The following is a 16,888-nucleotide window of genomic DNA, read 5'->3' on the forward strand; positions in this document are numbered from 1 at the left end:
GGCTACCCCTGGCCCGCCTCGAGGTCAAGGTGGCTCGGTTTACGATCAAATAGTTTGTTGTGAAATAGTCTTAGCTCATGGTCTTTGAGGTCCTGGGCCGAATCTGGCGGTTGCAGCGGGCGCTCCGCGAGGAGGCGGAACGGGGCCTGAAGGGGCTTGGGGGCCTCGAGGCCTGGCTTTTGCGCGTCCTCAAGCACCACCCCTACCCCTCGGAGGCTGCCCGGCGCATGGGCCTACCCTTGCCCACCGTGAGCCACATGCTCCGCCGCCTGGAGAGCGCAGGCTTCGTGGCCCGGGCCCTAGACGAAAAGGACCTGCGCCGCTTTGCCTTCCGCCTCACCCCCAAAGGGGAGGAGGCCCTGGCCCAGGCGGAGGCCCTCATGGAAGAGGCCCTGCGGAAGTGCCTTTCCAGGCTTTCCCCGGAGGAGGTCCAGGAACTTTTGAGGCTCTTGGCGAAACTGGAGGAAGCATGAACCCCACACCGCAAGAAATCCGGTACACCATGGTGGGCATCTTTCTTGGGATGTTCCTGGCCGCCTTGGACCAGACCATCGTTTCCACCGCCATGCCCCGCATCGTAGGGGAACTTAAGGGGGCGGAGTACTACGCCTGGGTCACCACCAGCTACCTCCTCACCTCCACGGTGGCCGCCCCCATCTTCGGCCGCCTCACGGAGCTTTTCTCCCGCAAGGCCATCCTCCTTTGGGCGGTGGGGCTTTTCCTCCTGGGCTCGGCCCTTTCCGGCCTTTCCCAAAACATGGCCGAGCTCATCCTCTTCCGCGGCCTACAGGGGGTGGGGGGTGGGGCGCTTTTCGCCCTGGCCCTCACCACCATCGCCGTCTTTTTCCCGCCCCGGGAGCGGGGGAGGCTGGCGGGGGCCTTTGGGGCCATCTTCGGGCTTTCCTCGGCGGTGGGGCCTTGGCTGGGTGGGCTTCTGACGGACCACCTCTCCTGGTGTTGGGTCTTCTACATCAACATGCCCGTGGGGGCGGTGGCCCTTTGGTTCATCCTCCGGTACATGCCCCGGCTCAGGCCCCTTCACCGGGAGCCCTTTGATTTTCTGGGGGCTATCCTTCTCGCCCTCTGGACCGTGCCCCTCATGCTCGCCTTCTCCTGGGGCGGGAGCACTTACCCTTGGGGAAGCCCGGTGATCTTGGGCCTTTTCGCCCTGGCCGTGCTCGGGCTTGGGGCCTGGGTGTACGCCGAGCTCCGGTTGCCGCACCCCCTCTTTGACCTCTCCGTCTTCCGTATCCCCACCTTTTCCCTTTCGGCTCTGGCTGCCTTTTTTTACGGCCCCGCTTTCCTTGGGGCCGTGGCCTTCCTGCCCCTCTACCTGCAGGTGGTGAAGGGGGTTTCCGCTAGCCAAAGCGGGGTCACGGTCCTGCCCCTAACCCTTGGGGTCATGGTGGGGAGCATCGGCGGGGGGCAGCTGGTGGCCCGCCTGGGGCGGTACAAGGCCATCCTCTTGGGAAGCGCCCTCTTCCTTTTCGCCCTCTTCCTCGCCCTGCACTTCGTCTTGGAGGTGGGCACACCCCTCTACCTCGTCATCGCCCTCTTCTTCCTGTTGGGCCTGGGCCTGGGTCCGGCGCAGAGCGTCCTGAACATCGTGGCGCAAAGCGATCTCCCCAAGGAGCGCCTGGGAAGCGGGACCAGCATGGTGCAGTTCACCCGGCAGATCGGGTCCACCATGGGCATCGCCCTTTTGGGCACCATCCTGGCGGGAAGCCTTTCGGACCACCTCAAGGCCGCTTTCCCTGGGGGGGGTACCCCCGCCATGGCCCGGGCGGGGGAGGGGATGGCCTTGGACCTGGACCGGGAGTTTGCCCGCCTAAAGGACCTCCTTCCTCGGGCGCTTGCGGGCGATACCGCCGCCTACGGGGCGCTTCTCCAAGACCCCTTCCTCCCCGAGGCGTTTAAGAAGACCCTGGAACCGGGGGGGCTTCCCGCCCGCTTCGCCCGGCTTCGGGCGGAGGCGGAAAGGGCCCTAGGGGGGGACGAGGCCGCTCGGCAGGCCCTCCTCCAGGACAAGACGCTTCCCCAGGAGCTTAAGGGGCTTCTCCTCCCGGGGGGGCTTGTCCGGGGAACCTTGGACCTCCTCGCCCGGGCTTGGGAGGGGGACGGGGCGGCCCGGCAGGCCCTCCGTTCCAGCCCCCTGGCTCCGGCCCTCGAGGGGCTTCTCGCCTCCCCGCCGCCCCCCGCCCTGCGGCCAAGGGTCCTGGCCCAGGTGGAGGCCAGGCTCCAGGGGGAGGCGGTGCGCCTCCAGGCCCAGGTCCTGGAGGCCCTGAAGCGGGCGGAAGGGGAGGCCCTTCAGGCGGCTAGCCAGAGGGTCTTGGCGGAGCTCGCTACCCTCGAGGCCCGGGTGAAGGGGGCGCTCATGGAAGGCATCGTGGCGGCCCTGAAGCGGATCTTCCTCTTTGGGGCGGGCTTCGTGGCCCTGGCCTTCGCGGCGGTCCTCTTCTTGCCCGACCGGGAGCTTGCGGGCCGCATGGCCCAGGCCTCGCTAAAGTGAAGGGGTGGAGGGGCTTTACCTGGTTTTGGGCGAGGGGCTTTCCGAGGAGGCCAACCGCCTGGCCCAGGGGCTGGCGCGGGCCCTCCTGCGAAACCCCCCGCCCGGGCTCTTGGAGGCGGTGCCCGCCTACGCCACCCTCTACCTGGAGTACGATCCAAGGAAGCTTTCCCGAAGGGCGCTTCTTGGCCTTCTAAAGGCCTTGCCCCCGGTGGGGGAAGGGGAGGGGAGGGTGGTGGAGGTCCCCGTGCGCTACGATGGGGAGGACCTCCTGGAGGTGGCAAGCCGCACGGGGCTTCCGGTGGACGGGGTGAAGAAGCGCCACCAGGCCCCCCTTTACCGGGTGTACGCCCTGGGCTTCACCCCAGGTTTTCCCTTCCTGGCCCCGGTGGACCCGGCCTTGCGCCTTCCCCGCCGCCCCCACCCGAGGCCCCGGGTGCCCGCCCACAGCGTGGCCATGGCCGGGGCCCAGACGGGCATCTACCCCTTACCCTCCCCGGGGGGATGGCACCTTCTGGGCACGGCTTTGGTGGCGGTTTATGATCCCCACCGGGAGAGGCCCTTCCTCCTGGGGCCCGGGGACCGGGTGCGGTTTGTGGAAGGGGAGGGTACCCCTCCCCCGGAGCCCGCGCCCTTGGAGCTTTTGCCCGAGGCGCCCCCCCTTCCCGCCCTACGGGTGGAGGAGCCCGGGCTTTTGGACCTGTTGGTGGACGGGGGCCGGTTCCTTGCGGGGCATCTGGGCCTTGCCCGCTCAGGGCCCCTGGACCGCTATTCCGCAAGCCTAGCCAACCGGCTCGTGGGCAACCCGGAAGGGGCGCCCCTTCTGGAGTTCGCCTACAAGGGGCCGGTGCTCACCGCCCTCAGGGACCTGGTGGCGGCCTTTGCCGGGTATGGTTTCGTGGCCCTCCTGGAGGGGGAGGAGGTCCTTCCGGGGCAGAGCTTCTTGTGGCGGAAGGGGAAGGTCCTCCGCTTCCTGCCCAAGGGCAAAGGGGTGCGGGCCTACCTGGCGGTGGCGGGGGGCTTTCAGGCCCGCCCTTTCCTGGGTTCCGTCTCCCCCGACCTGCGGGGGCGGGTGGGCCGGCCCCTCAGGTCGGGGGAGGTGCTCGGTGTAGGGGAGGTGCGGCCCGTTCGCCCGGGGCGGGCTTTCCCCTTGCGGCCCTTGCCGGAGCCCTTTCGGGTCCGCCTGAGGCCCGGCCCAGACTTCCGTGGGGAGGCCCTTCGGGCCTTCCTCGCGGGCTCCTTCCGCGTGGCCCGGGCGGACCGCATGGGGGTGGAGCTTCTGGGCCTCGAGGTCCCGGGCGGGGAGGGGCTTTCCAAGGCCACGCCCCTGGGCGGGGTCCAGGTGCCTCCTTCGGGGCGCCCCCTTATCCTTCTGGCGGACAAGGGAAGCCTAGGGGGCTACGCTCTCCCGGTGCGGGTGGCGGCGGAGGACCTCTGGCTCTTGGGGCAGGCTTGGCCTGGAGCAGAGATTTGGTTCACGTGGCCGGATAATCGTGAAAACCATCACATAAAGCTTCCCTGGCCCCTCTAAGAAGGAAAAGCCTACACCGCCTCCACCACCACAGCAATGCCCTGGCCCACGCCGATGCACATGGTGGCGAGGCCAAACTGGACCCTCCGCCTCCGCATCTCATGGACCAGGGTGGTGAGGATGCGGGCCCCCGAGGCCCCCAAGGGGTGGCCCAGGGCGATGGCCCCCCCGTTGGGGTTGAGGCGGGGGTCCTCCATGTCTAGGCCCCACTCCCGCAAGACCGCCAGGGCCTGGGCGGCGAAGGCTTCGTTGAGCTCAATGAGTCCGATATCGGAAAGGGTAAGCCCCGCCCGCTCCAGGGCCTTCCGCGTGGCGGGCACGGGCCCGATGCCCATGATCCTCGGGGGTACCCCCGCCACGGCCATGCTCCGGATGCGGGCGAGGGGCCTGAGGCCATGGGCCTTGGCGTAGTCATCGGAGACCAGGAGGACCGCCGCCGCCCCGTCGTTTAGGGGGCTGCTGTTCCCCGCCGTCACCGTGCCCCCCTCCCGGAAGACGGGCCTGAGGCTCCCAAGCTTCTCCAGGGACGTGTCCCGCCGGGGCCCCTCGTCCACCGCCACCACCCCCTCCTCCTTGCCCCGCCGCACGGGGATGGGGACCACCTCCTCTGGGAAGCGCCCCTCGTCCCAGGCCCGCACCGCCTTCCCGTGGGAGAGGAGGGCGAAGCGGTCCTGCTCCTCCCGGGGGATGCCATAGAGTTCCGCCAGGTTCTCCGCCGTCTCCCCCATGCTCTCGGTGCCGTAGAGGGCCTGCATCCTGGGGTTGACGAGGCGCCAGCCCAGGGTGGTGTCGTACATCACCTGGTTGCCGGTGGGGAAGGGCTTTTCGCTCTTGGGCACCACGAAGGGGGCGCGGGACATGGACTCCACCCCGCTTCCCACATAGACCTTCCCCTCCCCGGCCCAGAGGGCCCGGGCGGCCTGGGCCACGGCCTCCAGGCCGGAGCCGCAGAGGCGGTTGACGGTGCAGCCCGCCACCTCCACGGGGAAGCCGGCGAGGAGGAGGGCCATGCGGGCCACGTTGCGGTTGTCCTCGCCGGCTTGGTTGGCGCAGCCGGCGTAGACGTCCTCCACCTCCTCCTTGGGGACGCCGGAGCGCTCCATGAGGGCGTGGAGGACGTGGGCTAGAAGGTCGTCGGGGCGCACGGAGGAGAGGGCTCCCCCGTGCTTGCCGATGGGGCTTCGCACCGCTTCCACAATCCAGGCTTCGGGCATAGGGGCCTCCTTACCGAACGGTCGGTAGTAGCTTAGCGGATCTGGGCCTTGGGGTCAAGCGATGAGGAGAAGAAAAGCACGAGCAGGTGTAATCGTGAAACTTATCGCAAACCAAGGAGGAGCCCCTCCACCGCCTCCCACGCCTCCACAGGCCGCGCACACACACCCCGCCGGCAAAGGTAAGCCTTCCCTGGTTCCCGCCCTTCCAAAGCCGGCAAGGCCCCGGTGGGCCCCAAAACGATCTGGGTCAGGGGCAGAAACGCCCCCTTGGCCCGCTCGGCCATGGGGGAGGGTAGGGGTAGGGCCAGCTCAGAACCCCGCTCCAAGAGGGCTTTCGCCAGGAGCATCCCAGGCAGCGCCTGGGGGTACCGGCGGAGCCAGTGGGCCTTCGCGGCCAAGAGGCTTTCCGCCCGCTCCCAATAGTCGCCATAGAAGATGGCCCCAAGCCGGAAGAAGGCTTCTGCCAGCGCGCTTTCCCCCGAAGGAAGCGTGGCTTCTTCCACCTCCGCCGCCGGAAGGGGAAGCTTGGGGGAGACCCCGCCCTGGATGAAAGCCTCCCAGGCGGATTCGGCTACCTCTCGGGCGTGGGCCAGGTAGGGCCACTCCCCCGTGGCGGCGTATAACTCCAGAAGGGCCAAGGCAGCAAAGCTCTGATCGGTCAAAAAGGCCTCCCCGCCCAGCGCCCCAGCCCGCCAGACGTGGCGGAGAAGCGGGCCTCGGCGCATGCTGCCGAGGAGAAAATGGGCCCCCTTGCGGGCCGCTTCCAGGTAGCGGCTTTCCCCCAGGAGCCTACCCCCCTCTGCCAAGGCCCGCACCGCCAGGGCTGACCAGTCGGCCAGGACCTTGTCGTCCAGGGCGGGGGGCCTGCGCTTCCTGCGGGCGGCGAGGAGCTTTCGGCGTACCCGCTCCCGCCAGGAGGTAAAGGCTTCCCCCAGCTCCTCCGCCACCGTTTCCTCCCCCCAGGCGGTGAGGACAGAGCGCCCTCCAAGGTCCTCCCCCAAGGTGAAGTACCGCCGGGCCAAGGGAAAGTCCTCCCCCAGGGCCTCGGCCAGCTCGGCCTCGGTCCAGGTGTAGTACCGCCCTTCTTCTCCCTCGCTCTCCGCATCCAAAGCGGTGTAAAACCCTCCCTCCTTATCCTGCATGGAGAGGAGCCAGTCCAAGGTTTCCCGGGCCACCCGCAGGAAGAGGGGGTCGCCGAAGACCTTGTAGGCTCCCAGGTAAACGCGGGCTAGGAGGGCGTTATCGTAGAGCATCTTTTCAAAATGAGGCACCCGCCAGAAGCGGTCCACGCTGTAGCGGTGGAACCCCCCGCCCACCTGATCGTACAGGCCCCCGAGGGCCATGGCCCGCAGGGTGCGAGGGAGGAAGGCCTTGGCCTTCTCCTCCCCCTCCCAGGCCCGGGCCAAGAGGTAGAGGAGGAGGGTGCCCTGGGGGAACTTGGGGGCAGGGAGGAAGCCGCCCCACGCCGGGTCAAAGGCTTGGGAAAGGGCCTCGAGGGCCTCCCGCTCCGCCCCCTCCGGCACGGGGCCTGGGGGCGGGGTGAGGCTTCGCCAAAGGGCCTGGGCCAGGCCCTCCGCCTCCACTAGGAGGGCTTCCCGCTTCTCCCGCCAAGCCCTGGCCACGCCCAAAAGCACCCGCTGGAAGCCGGGCAGCCCCATCCGGTCCTCCTTGGGGAAATAGGTGCCCCCGAAGAAGGGTTTCCCCTCGGGGGTGAGGAAGAGGCTCATGGGCCACCCTCCTTGCCCCGTGAGGCTCACCAGGGCCCGCATGTAGGCGGCGTCCACGTCGGGACGCTCCTCCCGGTCCACCTTGACGGGTACGAAGTGGGCGTTGAGGAGGGCTGCCACCTCCTCATCCTGGAAAGACTCCCGGTGCATCACATGGCACCAGTGGCAGGCAGCGTAGCCCACAGAGAGGAAGATGGGCTTGTCCTCGGCCTGCGCCTTCTGGAAGGCTTCCTCGCCAAAAGGGTACCAGTCCACGGGGTCCTGGGCGTGGGCGAGGAGGTAGGGGCTTCGGGCATCCTTAAGCCGGTTCGCCATCCCCCTAAGCCTAGCCTCCTAGGGGAAAGCTTCCCCGGCCGTCCTTACAATAGGGGCGTGTTGCTCTTAGGCCGGGACCTGGACGCGCGCCTTTTAGCTTGGCTCGCCGAGGACCTAGGGCATGGGGACCTGACGAGCGCCCTGGCGGTGGAGGAGGGCCTCTTGGGGGAAGCGGTGATCGTGGCCAAGGCGGAGGGCATCCTCGCTGGCCTGCCCGTGGCGGAGCGGGTCTTTCACCTGGCGAACCCCGAGGTGCGCTTCGTGGCCAAGGTGGCGGAGGGAAGCCCCGTGGCCCCGGGGGACGAGGTGGCCCGCCTCGAGGGCCCCTTGCGGGGGATCCTGGCGGGGGAGCGCCTGGCCCTTAACCTCCTCCAGAGGCTTTCCGGCATCGCCACCCTCACCCGGGCCTACGTGGAGGCCCTAAGGGGGACCCGGGCCCAGGTCCTGGACACGCGCAAGACCACCCCGGGCCTGCGGGACCTGGAAAAGTACGCCGTGCGGGTGGGCGGGGGGCGGAACCACCGGTTTGGCCTCTTTGACGGCATCCTCCTCAAGGAGAACCACATCCGGGCCGCGGGCGGGGTGGGGGAGGCGGTGCGCCGGGCCAAGGAGGGCGGCCCCCATTACCTCAAGGTGGAGGTGGAGGTGACGAACCTGGAAGAGCTGGAGGAGGCTCTGGCCGCGGGGGCCGACCTCATCCTCCTGGACAACTTTCCCCCCGAGGCCATCCGCGAGGCGGTGCGCCGGGTGGGGGGGCGGGTGCCCCTGGAGGCGAGCGGCAACATGACCCTGGAAAGGGCCCGTATGGCGGCGGAAGCCGGGGTGGACTACGTGAGCGTGGGGGCCCTTACCCATTCGGCCAGGGCGCTGGACCTTTCCCTCCTGGTGGTGCGGCCCTGAATGCGCTAGCATGGGGCCGAGGCCAGGGGCTAGAGACCCCAACCCAAGGACGATGGAAAAGGAAGCGTTCATCCAAGAGGTCAGGAGGCTCAAAGCCGAGCGGCAGGCGGTCATCCTCGCCCACTCCTACCAGCTTCCCGAGGTACAGGAGGTGGCAGACTTCGTGGGGGACTCCTTGGGCCTAGCCCGGGAGGCCCAGCGCACCCGGGCCAAGGTCATCGTCTTCTGCGGGGTCCACTTCATGGCGGAGACCGCCGCCATCCTGAACCCGGAAAAGACCGTGCTCCTGCCGGACCTCGAGGCCGGCTGCTCCCTGGCGGACAGCATCCGCCCCGAGGACGTCCTCGCCTGGAAGGCGAAGCACCCCGATGGCCTGGTGGTGGCCTACGTGAACACCAAGGCCGAGGTGAAGGCCCTGGCCGACGTGTGCGTCACCAGCGCCAATGCGGTGGAGGTGGTCTCCCGCCTTCCCCAGGACCGGCCCATCTACTTCGTCCCGGACATGTTCCTGGGGGCCCACGTGGCCCGCATGACCGGGCGGAAGCTGGACCTCTTCCCCGGGGAGTGCCACGTGCACGCCGGCATCCGGGAGGAGCATCTGAAGGCGCTTTTGGAAACCCATCCCGATGCGGAGTTCCTGATCCATCCCGAGTGCGGATGCGGCACGGGCTGCCTCTACCTCAAGCCCGATGCCAAGATGCTCTCCACGGAGGGCATGGTGCGCTACGCCAAGGCCGCCGAGCGCCGAACCTTCGTGGTGGCCACGGAGGTGGGCATCCTCCACCGCCTGGAGAAGGAGGCCCCGGGCAAGGCCTTCTTTCCCGTGAAGCCGGACGCCGTCTGCGAGTACATGAAGCGGATTACCCTGGAAAAGGTATACCTTTCCCTCAAGGAGATGCGCCACGTGGTGCGGGTACCCGAGGAGGTGGCCAGGAAGGCCCGGCGGGCCCTCGAGGCCATGGTGGCCGTGGGGTGATGGGGCGCCTTTCGGTGGACCTCCTCGTCCTCGGGGCCGGGGTGGCGGGGGTATACGCCGCCCTGGCCGCCGAGGCCCGGGGCGCCAAGGTCCTCCTCCTGAGCAAGGACCCCTTGCCCTCGGGCTCCACCCCTTGGGCCCAAGGGGGGATCGCCTTCCCCCTGGACGAGGCCGACCTGGAAGCCCACCTGCAGGACACCCTGCGCGCCGGGCGGGGCCTGGTGGAGGAAAGGGTAGCCCGCGCCATCCTGGCGGAGGCCCCCCGCCACCTGGCGCGGCTTAGGGCCTTTGGGCTTCCCTTTCACCCCGAGCCCACCCGGGAAGGGGGGCACTCCCGGCCCCGGGTGCGCCACCTGGGAGGGGACCAAAGCGGCCTCCTCCTCCTCCGGGGGCTCCTCGCCCGGCTCCAAAGCCCCATCCTCCAGGGCACCATGGCGGCAAGCCTCCTCCTCGCCCAAGGACGGGTGGCAGGGGTCTTGGCCCTTTCCCCGGAAGGCCCCCTGGAGGTGCGGGCCGGGGCGGTGCTCCTCGCCACCGGGGGGCTTGGGCGGCTTTTCCCCCTGACCACCAACCCAGAAGGGGCCACGGGGGACGGGATGGCCCTGGCCCTGCGGGCGGGGGCAGCCCTGAGGGACCTGGAGTTCGTCCAGTTCCACCCCACCGCCCTCCCCAACGGGGCCCTCGTCTCCGAGGCTTGCCGAGGGGAAGGGGCCATCCTCCTCAACGCCCGCGGGGAGCGTTTCATGGAGCGGTACGATCCCCTCTTGGAGCTCGCCCCCCGGGACGTGGTGGCCCGGGCGGTCCACCGGGAGCGGGAGGCCACGGGAGGGGTTTTCCTGGACCTACGGCCCGTCCCGAACCTGGAAACCCGCTTCCCCACGGTGGTGGCCCAGGCCCGGGCCCTGGGGTTTGACCCCCTGAAGGAGCCCATCCCCGTTGCCCCAGCGGCCCACTACGCCATGGGCGGGGTGAAGACGGACCTTTTTGGCTACACCGGCATCCCCGGGCTCTACGCCGCCGGGGAGGTGGCCTCCACGGGGTTCCACGGGGCGAACCGCCTGGCCTCCAACAGCCTCTTGGAGGGCCTCGTCATGGGGGAACGGGCGGCTCTGGCGGCCCTGGAGGACCTGGCCTTCCCCCAAGGAGCCGAGCCCTTGCCCTCCCTAGCGGCGGATCCCGAAGCCCTGCTGGCCCTCAAGGCTTGGATGGAAAGGGCCGCTGGGGTGCTTCGCTCGGGGAAGCGCCTGGAGGAAGCCCTGCGGTTCGCCGAGGGGCTTCCCCTAAGGGAGGTGGCGCCGGAGAGGGCCATTCGGCCCTCCCTCGAGGCTGCCCACCAAGTCCTCCTCGCCCGCCTCCTCCTGCGCATGGCCCTCCTGCGGGAGGAAAGCCGGGGCGCCCACTTCCGCGAGGATTTCCCTCAGGAAGCGGAGGAAGCCTACCACCTGGAAGCCCGGGGAGAAGGTATCCGGCGGGTACCCCTTGGGATAGAATGAAGGTGGAGGTCCCTTATGAAAGGCCACCCCGAAGTGATTCAAAGCCTGCAGGAAAGGCTTTCCGAGGAGCTCGCCGCCATCCTGCAATACATGGTCCATGCGGAAATGGCGGAAAATTGGGGCTTCAAGGCCCTTGCCCGCCACCTCAAGGCCCACGCCATCACGGAGATGCGCCACGCCGAGAAGCACATTGAGCGCATCCTCTTCCTGGAAGGCTTCCCCGAGGTAAGCCGCATCGGGGAGATCCGCATCGGCAAGAACGTGGAGGAAATCCTCTTCCGGGACTACGAAGGGGAAGTGATGGCGGTCAAGGGCTACAACGAAACCATGAACCTGGCCCAGTCCTTGGGGGACAACGGCACCCGGGACATGGTGGCGGAGATCCTCAAGGACGAGGAGGCCCACGTGGACTGGTTGGAAACCCAGCGGGAACTAAAGGAGCAGATGGGCCTCGCCAACTACCTGCAGTACCTAGCGGGGGAAGCGGACTAGGCCACCGGGGCCTTCAGGTTTTTGCGGGCCCAGCGGTCAATGGCGGCGATGACCGCCTCCAGCTCCCGCCCCGCCTCTGTGAGGCTGTAGCGGGTCCTAGGGGGCATGTGGGACTCCACCCGCTTTTCCACAAGCCCTAGGGACACCAGGTGTTCTAGGCGCTGGGAAAGGGTGGCGGGGTTCACGCCGCCGATGGCCCGGGAAAGCTCGTTGAAGCCCTTGGGGCCTTCCAGGAGGGCCCGGATGATGTGCAGGGTCCACTTCTCCTGGAGGAGGTTGAGGGCCGCGTAAACCGGGCAGTAGGCCGCCTCGTGCTCGGCCATGGGACCATTGTACCACGGGGGCTTTGGGCGGCGTTTTCCCCTGTTTCCAAGCGTAAAAGCGGGAGCCGGGGGTAGCCCCCTTGCCGTTCCCGCTCCCCGTGTGGAAACATGGAAAGCGAAGGAGGCAGGTATGGAGATCACGCTTTCCGTGCTGAAAGCGGATATCGGCTCCGTGGGGGGGCACACCTTACCGAGCCAGCGGGTTCTCTCCCGGGTACAGGAAGTGGTGCGGGAGGCGGTGGGCAAGCTTCTTCTGGACGCCTACGTCTTTCACATCGGGGACGACATCGTCCTCCTCCTAAGCCACACCCATGGCCCCCGCCACCCCGAGGTCCACGGCCTCGCTTGGAAAGCCTTCCAAGAAGGGACGCGGGTGGCCAAGGAGGAGGGGCTTTATGGGGCGGGGCAGGACCTCCTGAAAGACGCCTTCACCGGTAACCTCCACGGCCTGGGCCCCCAGGTGGCGGAGATGCGGTTTACAGAGCGCCCCTCCGAGCCCTTCGTGGTGCTGGCGGCGGACAAGACCGAGCCGGGGGCCTTCAACCTGCCCCTCTACCTGGCCTTCGCCGACCCCATGTACTCCTCGGGCCTCCTCCTGTCCCCAGACCTGCGGCCAGGCTTCCGCTTCCGCATCATGGACCTGGCCCAGACGGAACGGGACAGCTACATCACCCTGGACGCCCCCGAGCGCCTTTACGATATCGCCACCCTCCTTCGCGACCCCCACCGCTTCGCCGTAGAGTCCATCTGGTCCCGCAGGTACGGGGAGATCGCCGCCGTGGTGAGCACCACGAGGCTAAGGAACATCGCCGGCCGCTACGTGGGCAAGGACGACCCCGTGGCCCTCATCCGCACCCAGAAGATCTTCCCCGCCACCGAGGAGCTTGGCCCCCCCTTCGCCCTGGCCCCCTTTGTGGCCGGGGACACCCGGGGAAGCCACCACCTGCCCCTCATGCCCGTGAAGGCCAACACCCCGGCCTCCACCTTCTTCTGCGTGCCCATGGTTTCTGGCCTCGCCTTCTCCCTAAAGGAAGGGCGGTTTTCCGAGCCCGTGGACCTTTTCGCCGACCCCGTGTGGGATGCGGTGCGGGCCAAGGTGGTGGAAAAGGCCCAGGAGATGCGCCGCCAGGGTTTCTACGGCCCCGCCATGCTCCCCATGGAGGAGCTGGAGTACACGGGGATTGCCGAGCGGCTCAAGGAGCTCGCCCGGGAGTTCACGTAGCATAAAGCCGTGGAGGTCCTAGACGCTTTGGCCAAAGCCCGCCTTCTGCCCCTGCTCACCGTGCGGGGCGGGGAGGACCTTCGGGCCTTGGCCCAGGTGCTGCGGGAAGAGGGGGTTGGGCTTTTGGAAATTACCCTCCGGACCCCCCAAGGACTGGAAGCCTTAAGGGTGCTTGGGGATAGCGGCCTCCTCCTGGGGGCGGGCACGGTGCGGAGCCTCGAGGAAGCAAAGGCCGCTATGGCCGCGGGTGCCCGGTTTCTGGTCTCGCCAGGCCTAAAGGAAGCGGTGGCCTGCCTGGCGCAGGAGGAAGGTGTGCCCTACTTCCCCGGCGTCCTTACCCCCACGGAGGTGGAAAGGGCTTTGGAGCTCGGCCTTTCCGTCCTCAAGTTCTTCCCCGCAGAACCCTTTCAGGGAGCCCAGGTGCTTAGGGCCTACGCCGAGGTTTTTCCCGAAGTACGCTTCCTCCCCACGGGCGGCATCAAGGAGGAGCAGCTTCCCCTTTACGCCCCTTTGCCCAACCTGTTGGCCGTGGGAGGAAGCTGGCTTCTGGCAGGGGACGCCGCAAGCATCCGTGGGCGTATCCGCAGGGCCAAGGCACTCCTTAGGCTCCCAGCTCAAGGCTGATCCGCCGGGCGGCCTCCCGCACCGCTTCGGCCACCTCAGGGATGCGGCCCTCGTCCAGGTAGATGGACGCGGTGGAAACGCTCACCGCCGCCACGGGTTCCCCTTGCCCGTTTAGGATGGGGGCGGCCACGCACCGCACCCCAGGTTCGTTCTCCTCCAGGTCCAGGGCGTACCCCCGGGCCCGGGTGGCACGAAGCTCTTCCCGGAAGCTCTGGTAGTCGGCAAGCGTCCTGGGGGTGCGCTTCAGCCCCGGGCTGAAGGCCTCCCGCCACCGCTCCTCAGGGAGGTAGGCCAGGATGGCCTTTCCCAAGGCCGTGGACTGGGCGGGGAAACGGCTTCCGATCTGGCTGGCCAACACGAGTTCCCGCTTTCCGGGAATTTTGTCAATATAGACCACCTCTTTCCCCTCCAAAACAGCTAGATGAACGGTTTCCCTCGTGGCGTCCCGGAGGGCCTCGAGGTGGGGACGGGCAAGGGCGGGAAGGTGGAGCTGGCCGTAGGCCTTAAAGCCCAGACGGATGAGCTTAGGTCCCAGGAAGTACCCCTTCCGCGCTTCGTGGCGTAGGTAGCCTGCCCGGGTCAGCGCGCTAAGGATGCGGTGGGCGGTGCTCCGGCTGAGCCCTAAGGAATCGGCAAGGGCCTTGAGCTCGTGCACCCCCTCGGCTACCCGCTCCAAGAGCCACAAGCCACGAAGAAGGGTCTGTGCGCCTTCCGTGTCCACCGGCGTCTCCCGGCGCATGTTTCCATTATATGGGAGCAGATGACCTGTTGACAATATATGGGATTAGGTGGTATATAGTGGGACGAAAGAGAAAGGCGGTGAGGAGCAATGCGGCGTATTGCGGTTTTGGTTGTCGGTTTGGCCCTAGGGCTAGCCTGGGCCCAGACGTACACCCTCCGTTTTAACCACGTGCTGGGGCCCAACCACCCCTACCACGCGGGCTTGCAGGCCTGGGCGGAACGGGTGGCACAACGGACCAATGGGGATCTGCGCATCTTCGTCTTCCATAGCGCCCAGCTTGGGGTGGAAGAGGACATCATTGAGCAGCTGCGCCAAGGGGTGCCCGTGGGCCAGAACACCGACGGGGCACGCTTGGGCAATTACGTCAGGGAACTCGGCGTTTTCAACGGCCCTTACTTTGTGGACGATTACGCCACGGTAGAGCGCCTAACCACCCTACCCGTGGTGCAGGGCTGGATTGAGCGTTTAGCCCAACAGTACGGAATCCGCGTCCTCTGCTTTAACTGGGTGCAGGGTTACCGGCACTTCATGACCAACCGCCCCGTGCGCCGTCCCGAAGACCTGCGTGGTCTGCGCATCCGCACGCCGCCAGCGCCCGTTTGGCAAGAATCCGTGCGGGCCCTGGGAGCCACGCCCGTAGCGCTACCCTTCGGGGAGATTTACTCCGCCTTGCAGCAGCGGGCCATAGACGGGGCCGAGCTCGTGTACGCCAACATCCCCGACATGAGCCTATGGGAAGTGCTCCGTTACGTGAACGAGACCAAGCATTTCCTCCTCATCAACTTTGAAGTGGTGGGGGAGGCTTGGTACCGCCGCTTACCCGCCAACTACCGGCAGATCCTCCGGGAAGAGTGCGTACGGGCTGGCCGGGAAACCTCCCAGCGCATTGCTGCGGAAGAGGAGCGCATCAAGGCCCTTATTCAGCAACGGGGTATGACCATCGTAAGCGACGTGGACCTTGCTGCTTTCCGGCGGGCGGCGGAGGCAGCCTACGAGCGCCTAGGGCTTAAGAGCATCCGGGATGCCTTGTACCAGACCCTAAGGCGGTAGGAGGCCAGTAGCGCCAAGGCGGCAGGAGAAAGGGGGATAAGGTTGCGGCACCGGATCTTGCGTCTAGAGCAAGCCCTAGCCCAAGCTTTCCTCGCCGCCTGCGCCCTTATCGTCTTTGCAGGGGGTGTGGGGCGCTTCCTGGGACATCCCTTGGACTGGTCCATGGACCTCGCCTCCTTCTGTTTCGCTTGGGCGGTATTCCTAGGGGCGGATTTGGCCTTAAGGGAGAATCGGCACGTGGCCGTGGACAACCTGGTGCGCCTCTTGCCCCCAAGGGTACGCCGTTGGGTGCAAGCAGGCACTTGGGCCCTTGTGGCCTTATTCCTGCTAACGCTCTTTGCGTATAGCCTCGTGGCCGCTTACCAGGCCCGCTTCCGCAGCTTTCAAGGGATACCGGGTTTCAGCTATGCCTGGGTCACGCTGAGCGTGGGCTTGGGAAGCCTGCTCATGTTCACCTCCGCCTTAGAGCGGCTTCGGCGGGCCCTTAAAGGATAGCGCATGCTCCTGAGCTTTCTCGTCTTCCTGAGCCTAATCCTCTTGGGAATGCCCGTGGTCTTCGCCATCGGGATTGGAGGGCTGGTTTTTTTCCTCACCCAACCCGAGCTGCAACTCATTATGCCCGTCCAGCTAGCCCTAGCGGAGACCCAAAACTTTTCCCTCTTGGCCATCCCCACCTTCATCCTGGCGAGCAACCTCATGAACGAGCTCGGCGTAACCCGGAGGCTTCTCCTGTTTGCCCATACCCTCACGGGCTTTTTGCGGGGTGGCCTGGCCCAGGTGAGCGTGCTCATGGGGTTTCTCATGGGTGGGGTTTCCGGGTCGGCCATTGCGGACGCCACCATGCAGGCCAGGCTCCTGGGGCCCGAGATGGTGCGCCGGGGGTATTCCAGGGGTTTCATCGCCGCACTGCAGGGCTTTTCTGGCCTCCTGGCTGTGGCCATCCCGCCGAGCATCGGCCTCATCCTTTACGGAAGCATTGGGCAGGTGTCCATCGGCCAGCTCTTTGCGGGGGGGATTGGGGTGGGGGTGCTGATGGCCCTGGCGTACATGCTCACCGTGGCCGTGCTCGCCCAAAAGAGGGGTTACCTTCCGGAAAGCCCCATCCCACCCAGCGGTTCCGCACTCCGTAAAGCGCTGAGGGAGAGCTTCCTCGCCGTACTCTTCCCCTTCTTGCTTCTAGCAACGCTGCGCTTCGGCGTTTTCGTCCCCTCCGAGGTGGGAGCGGCTGCGGTGGTCTATGCCCTTTTCGTGGGCTTCGTTTACCGAGAGCTTTCCTGGGAGCGCATAAGGCGGGCCTTGGAGCATTCCGTGAGGGACGTGGGCATGGTGGCGCTTCTCATCAGCATGGCCGCGGTGCTGGGGTATGGGATGAAGTGGGAGATGTTTCCCCAAAAGGTTTCCACCTTTCTTCTTGAAGCTATTCACAATCCGCAGATAGCCCTTCTCCTGATCCTGGTGAGCCTCCTTCTCCTTGGTACTATTTTGGACTCCACGGTCATGATCATCCTCCTTACCCCTATCCTGGTACCCGCAGCCAAGGCTTTGGGAATAGATTTGGTCTACTTCGGGGTCCTCATGGTCCTCACCTGCGCCGTGGGGCTTTTGACTCCCCCGGTGGGGCTTTCCATGTACTCCGTCTGCTCGGTCATGGGTTGCGGTCTCGGGGAGTACGTGCGGGAAGGGTGGCCTTTCCTGCTGGCCACCCTCTTGGTGCTCCTTTTGGCTTATCTCTTCCCCGGGGTGGTCCTCTTCCTACCCCGCCTCCTCTTCTAG

Annotated in this window: 16 protein-coding genes; 12 read left to right on the forward strand and 4 right to left on the reverse strand. The window is 67.0% G+C overall.

Annotation, left to right across the window (positions count from 1 at the left end):
• Positions 1 to 77 precede the first annotated feature (77 nt).
• Genes A0O31_RS00155 through A0O31_RS00165 form a run of 3 tightly spaced genes read left to right on the forward strand, consistent with a single transcriptional unit; the run spans position 78 to position 4,037 of the window.
• Positions 78 to 473: a MarR family winged helix-turn-helix transcriptional regulator gene (locus tag A0O31_RS00155; protein ID WP_071676165.1), complete on the forward strand. Its 396-nt coding sequence runs from the start codon at positions 78 to 80 to the stop codon at positions 471 to 473.
• Positions 470 to 2,509 (forward strand): MDR family MFS transporter, encoded by a 2,040-nt coding sequence (locus A0O31_RS00160; protein WP_071676166.1) that lies wholly within the window; start codon positions 470 to 472, stop codon positions 2,507 to 2,509. The genes A0O31_RS00155 and A0O31_RS00160 overlap by 4 nt, the downstream gene beginning before the upstream one ends.
• A 4-nt stretch (positions 2,510 to 2,513) precedes the next feature.
• Positions 2,514 to 4,037 carry a 5-oxoprolinase subunit B/C family protein gene (locus A0O31_RS00165; RefSeq protein WP_071676167.1) on the forward strand — a complete coding sequence of 508 codons (1,524 nt, stop codon included), beginning with the start codon at positions 2,514 to 2,516 and terminating at the stop codon, positions 4,035 to 4,037.
• Positions 4,038 to 4,048: 11 nt separating this feature from the next.
• Here A0O31_RS00165 and A0O31_RS00170 read toward each other — a convergent pair whose 3' ends face one another.
• Both A0O31_RS00170 and A0O31_RS00175 read right to left on the reverse strand, forming a co-directional pair.
• A complete protein-coding gene (locus A0O31_RS00170) occupies positions 4,049 to 5,251 on the reverse strand; it encodes a thiolase family protein (RefSeq protein WP_071676168.1) in 1,203 nt (400 codons plus the stop codon).
• Positions 5,252 to 5,352: 101 nt separating this feature from the next.
• Entirely contained in the window at positions 5,353 to 7,293 is a 1,941-nt protein-coding gene (locus tag A0O31_RS00175; RefSeq protein WP_071676169.1) for a thioredoxin domain-containing protein, read from the reverse strand.
• A 57-nt stretch (positions 7,294 to 7,350) separates the two neighbouring features.
• On the opposite strand from A0O31_RS00175, the gene nadC reads away from it, so the two are divergent.
• The 4 genes from nadC to bfr are packed head-to-tail and all read left to right on the forward strand — an operon-like array spanning position 7,351 to position 11,154.
• On the forward strand, positions 7,351 to 8,193 hold the full coding sequence (gene nadC / locus A0O31_RS00180; RefSeq protein WP_071676170.1) for a carboxylating nicotinate-nucleotide diphosphorylase: 843 nt from the start codon (positions 7,351 to 7,353) through the stop codon (positions 8,191 to 8,193).
• A 10-nt stretch (positions 8,194 to 8,203) separates the two neighbouring features.
• Positions 8,204 to 9,169, forward strand: coding sequence for a quinolinate synthase NadA (nadA, locus tag A0O31_RS00185; RefSeq protein ID WP_261340708.1), 966 nt, complete (start codon positions 8,204 to 8,206; stop codon positions 9,167 to 9,169).
• Positions 9,169 to 10,662 carry an L-aspartate oxidase gene (nadB, locus tag A0O31_RS00190; protein ID WP_071676172.1) on the forward strand — a complete coding sequence of 498 codons (1,494 nt, stop codon included), beginning with the start codon at positions 9,169 to 9,171 and terminating at the stop codon, positions 10,660 to 10,662. The genes nadA and nadB overlap by 1 nt, the downstream gene beginning before the upstream one ends.
• Before the next feature lie 15 nt (positions 10,663 to 10,677).
• The gene (gene bfr / locus A0O31_RS00195; RefSeq protein ID WP_071676173.1) at positions 10,678 to 11,154 is read left to right on the forward strand and encodes a bacterioferritin; all 477 of its coding nucleotides are present in this window, start codon (positions 10,678 to 10,680) and stop codon (positions 11,152 to 11,154) included.
• Here bfr and A0O31_RS00200 read toward each other — a convergent pair.
• Positions 11,151 to 11,477, reverse strand: coding sequence for a winged helix-turn-helix transcriptional regulator (locus A0O31_RS00200; protein WP_071676174.1), 327 nt, complete (start codon positions 11,475 to 11,477; stop codon positions 11,151 to 11,153). The two genes, bfr and A0O31_RS00200, sit on opposite strands and share 4 nt — an antisense overlap.
• A gap of 130 nt (positions 11,478 to 11,607) precedes the next feature.
• Between A0O31_RS00200 and fbp the strand changes: the two genes are divergently transcribed.
• Together fbp and A0O31_RS00210 are read left to right on the forward strand one after the other, a co-directional pair.
• Positions 11,608 to 12,699 carry a fructose-1,6-bisphosphate aldolase/phosphatase gene (fbp, locus tag A0O31_RS00205; protein WP_071676175.1) on the forward strand — a complete coding sequence of 364 codons (1,092 nt, stop codon included), beginning with the start codon at positions 11,608 to 11,610 and terminating at the stop codon, positions 12,697 to 12,699.
• 9 nt (positions 12,700 to 12,708) lie between these two features.
• On the forward strand, positions 12,709 to 13,323 hold the full coding sequence (locus A0O31_RS00210; protein ID WP_071676176.1) for a bifunctional 4-hydroxy-2-oxoglutarate aldolase/2-dehydro-3-deoxy-phosphogluconate aldolase: 615 nt from the start codon (positions 12,709 to 12,711) through the stop codon (positions 13,321 to 13,323).
• Here the strand turns inward: A0O31_RS00210 and A0O31_RS00215 are convergent.
• Positions 13,301 to 14,062 carry an IclR family transcriptional regulator gene (locus tag A0O31_RS00215; RefSeq protein WP_071676177.1) on the reverse strand — a complete coding sequence of 254 codons (762 nt, stop codon included), beginning with the start codon at positions 14,060 to 14,062 and terminating at the stop codon, positions 13,301 to 13,303. The two genes, A0O31_RS00210 and A0O31_RS00215, sit on opposite strands and share 23 nt — an antisense overlap.
• Positions 14,063 to 14,152: 90 nt before the next feature.
• On the opposite strand from A0O31_RS00215, the gene A0O31_RS00220 reads away from it, so the two are divergent.
• The 3 genes from A0O31_RS00220 to A0O31_RS00230 are packed head-to-tail and all read left to right on the forward strand — an operon-like array spanning position 14,153 to position 16,888.
• A complete protein-coding gene (locus A0O31_RS00220) occupies positions 14,153 to 15,115 on the forward strand; it encodes a C4-dicarboxylate TRAP transporter substrate-binding protein (RefSeq protein ID WP_071676178.1) in 963 nt (320 codons plus the stop codon).
• A gap of 36 nt (positions 15,116 to 15,151) precedes the next feature.
• On the forward strand, positions 15,152 to 15,610 hold the full coding sequence (locus A0O31_RS00225) for a TRAP transporter small permease (protein ID WP_071676179.1): 459 nt from the start codon (positions 15,152 to 15,154) through the stop codon (positions 15,608 to 15,610).
• Between the two features lie 3 nt (positions 15,611 to 15,613).
• Positions 15,614 to 16,888 (forward strand): TRAP transporter large permease, encoded by a 1,275-nt coding sequence (locus A0O31_RS00230; RefSeq protein WP_071676180.1) that lies wholly within the window; start codon positions 15,614 to 15,616, stop codon positions 16,886 to 16,888.

It is taken from the genome of Thermus brockianus (assembly GCF_001880325.1).
Lineage (GTDB): Bacteria > Deinococcota > Deinococci > Deinococcales > Thermaceae > Thermus > Thermus brockianus.